Annotated in this window: 2 protein-coding genes and 1 tRNA gene; 1 reads left to right on the top strand and 2 read right to left on the bottom strand. The window is 34.5% G+C overall.

Features of this window, described 5'->3' with window-relative positions; translation table 11 throughout:
- Positions 1 to 253: 253 nt before the first annotated feature.
- Positions 254 to 1624: an LCP family protein gene (locus tag CI949_RS18955; RefSeq protein WP_290769303.1), complete on the bottom strand. Its 1371-nt coding sequence runs from the start codon at positions 1622 to 1624 to the stop codon at positions 254 to 256.
- Between the two features lie 183 nt (positions 1625 to 1807).
- Between CI949_RS18955 and CI949_RS18950 the strand changes: the two genes are divergently transcribed.
- Positions 1808 to 1896: transfer RNA gene (locus CI949_RS18950), tRNA-Leu, on the top strand.
- 125 nt (positions 1897 to 2021) lie between these two features.
- Here CI949_RS18950 and CI949_RS18945 read toward each other — a convergent pair.
- Positions 2022 to 3200, bottom strand: coding sequence for a site-specific integrase (locus tag CI949_RS18945; RefSeq protein ID WP_290769301.1), 1179 nt, complete (start codon positions 3198 to 3200; stop codon positions 2022 to 2024).
- Positions 3201 to 3263: the final 63 nt, after the last annotated feature.

Genomic DNA, 3263 nt, shown 5'->3' with positions numbered 1-3263 from the left:
CGAAACAGGGCTCGAACCTGTGACCCCCTGCTTGTAAGGCAGGTGCTCTCCCAACTGAGCTATTCGCCCATCTGCAGTAATCAAAAGCATAATTACCGCGTCAGCAATAACTAGTATATATAAAAAGCCACTTTAAGTCAAAATTAAATATAGCCTGTTACAAGTAATTAAATTATTTTATGTTAAATATACTACTAAATACTTAAAAAATCGACTGCAGATAATTTTTTCTTAATAGCTTAATTTTGCTATTCTATTCAATATACTCTAGCTCCAGTTCCCTGCTTTCTCTGAGATAATTAAAAATCTCTGCTGCCAGAACAGGATTAATATCTGTTTCAATTGAATTATAACTTTCAACTATTGTATTATAGAGATCTTTGACATTAAAGAATATATTATTTGATTTTAATTTAGTCATCACAGAATTAATTAGGAGTTTCTGCCTCTTAAAGCGATCTATAGAATCGGAATCCCGCCAGCGGACAAAATTTAAAGCTTCTTTGCCGGATAACAAATTATCTCCTGCTTTTAAATTAAGACCTAAACCTGGAACCACTACCTCCTGTTCAAGAGTAATCTGAACACCACCAAGCTCATCTATCACCTTTTCAAAACCCAGATAATTTATATAAACATGATAATCAACATTAGTTCCGCTCAGTTCCTCAACAGCCGGTTGAATATCTCCATCGTGATATTCCCGCAGCAGCTCTCCCTTATATACTGTATCTTCATCAATATGTTCAATCTGCATTTTATTGGCTTCCGGTCTTAATTTGGCAAGCATTATTGAGTCTGCTTCAATACTGCCAATTGCCACACTTTCTTCATCATCAAGCCCGACTACTAAAATATTTAAATCCTGAGTGAAATCACTTTCGGCCAGCCCCAGTATCGAAAGAATTCGATCTATTAAAGAGGGGTCTTCAATTTCCTCCTCAACACCCTGCTCAACATCTGACTCAGTTTTTGTTTCTGTTTCAGAAAGATCTTCGCTCGGCTCTGCTTCAGTTACAGCTTCCAAATCACTTTCTGCTCTTTCTGCATTTCCCGAATCCTGTTTTTCAATTTTTTCACTGTCTGCTTCTGCACTTTCTGCTTCGGTTTCTGCAGCAGATTCCTCTTCTTTGTCAGAACTTTCTATTTGAAAGCTCTCATCAGCTTGATCAGTTTCACTATCAGCATCTCTGTCTCTTAAGCTTTGATCAGGCTCTGCTTCAGCTACTTCAGTATCCTTTGTCTTCTCAGCATCAGGCTCTGCTTCAGAAGCAGCTTCGCCATTCTCCGGGACTCCAACTTCATCTCCTGCTTCTATTTCCTGCCCATCTTCTGCTGCAGTTTCTTCAGTATCTGAAATTTGTTCATTATCTTCTGTTCTTTCTTCTGTCGCAGCCTCTTCGTCCTGTTCTTCTTGCAGTTCAGGTCCAACATCAGGGCTGCCACTTTCCTCTTCAATAACTTCTTCATCTTCAATTTGATTGTCCGGAACCGGCTCTAAGTCTCTCTCTAAATAATAACCGGCCAGACCGATAAATAATAAAAGTAACGCTATCAGGAAAATTCCTATCCATTTATGTTTCTTATTTGATTTTTGATTGTCATTTGTATTTTTTTCTGCCAATGTTATTGCCTCCCTATTCCCTTATATTCATAATATTCGTGATTATGAGCTCAATTCCTGCATTAAAGTGATTTCTTTGTCATTTTAAAAATTCTAAATTTTATTTATTTCAATTTTGAAAGATTTATTTGCAAAAATTTGTTGACAAAGCAATTTTTTATGGTATAATTTATAATTGTTGATGCCGAAGTGGCGGAACTGGCAGACGCACAGCGTTGAGGGCGCTGTGGGCATCTTTGCCTGTGAGGGTTCGAATCCCTCCTTCGGCACCATTTTAATTTAATAAGATAATTCACCCCCAAGTTTTGCCTGGTAATTCAGGTTTCTTGGGGGTTTTTGTATTTTTGATATTTTCTCAATTTTTATCTCTGCCTCCATTTTGCCGCCCAAATCTATTTTAATAGTACATTTTAACTAAATTATTTTCTTTTAATGTATTATTTTGGTTAATGAATTCTGATAAATCATCAGCAGCTTTTTGTTGTAGATCATCACTCAGATGAGAGTATAAATCCATAGTCATGGAAATTGAGGAATGACCTAATCTTTCTTGTACAACTTTAGGATTTGCAATCTTTATTAAAAAACTGGCCATAGTGTGGCGTAAATCGTGTAATTTAATTTCTTCTAATCCAATTGCCTCTACAACTCTTTTAAATCTTCTAGTTACAGTATTAGGATTGCAATACCTACCGTTCTTTTCACAAAATACAAAGTCAAATCTATCATTATAATTATCGCCCATATTTAGTTTATTCTTTTCTTGCTCTGATTTTATTTTCCTTAATATAGCCACTGTATTATCTGTTATTGATATACTCCTAACAGATGACTTAGTTTTAGGCTCTGATAACTCAATTCCCTGAGAAGTTCTTTTTAATGCTTGGACTACAGATATCTTTTTATTCTTTAGATCTACATTTTCCCATTCTAAACCAATCATTTCTCCTCGCCTCATACCAGTTGAAACAGCCACTAATATATAATCATGAATCCATAATCCTTCAGAATAATCTAATATTTGATTTAATTCTTCTCTGCTTAAAAATTTATGCTTTGATTTTTTCTTTTTGGGTAGTGATATTAAACTCACAGGATTTCTTTCAATAATCTCCAATCTCTGTGCATATTCAAAAATTGAATTAAGTAAGTTATGATGCATTCTTACTGTTGAGGATGATAAACCTCCGCCATTAATTCTACCACTATTAAGTTTCTGCGTTTGATATGATTCAATATGCATTGGTTTAACTTTTTTTATCAGCATTTCTCCAAAGGCCGGTTCCAAATGATTTTTTATTATCCGCCGATATCTGTCAGCTGTCCTGGTCGCTACATTATGTTGATGATTATTTATATATTTTCTCATTAATTTTTTCATTTTCATTTCTGAATATTTATCTGCGTTATTTCCATCTTTATATTTTTGTATTAATTCTGCCATTTTATTTTCTGCTTCTCTTTTAGTTCCATTATAAGTTTTATACTTTCTCTTTCTCTCTCCAGTAACAGGATCACGATCTAGTTCTATTACAATTTGCCACTTCTTTCTTCCTCTTTTTCTTAAATGTGCCATGTTAAAATCTCCCCCTTAATATAATAAAGATGGTTATCTCAATTAGAAATAACCACCTTTGTG

Source organism: Halanaerobium sp. (assembly GCF_003070835.1).
The sequence above is the reverse complement of the archived record's forward strand: the minus strand, read 5'-3'. Positions and strand labels throughout refer to the sequence as shown.

What these genes read in the sequence shown, in the direction of transcription:
- CI949_RS18945 (WP_290769301.1), bottom strand. Translation starts at nt 3,200, where the DNA reads ATGGCACATTTAAGAAAAAGAGGAAGAAAGAAGTGGCAAATTGTAATA.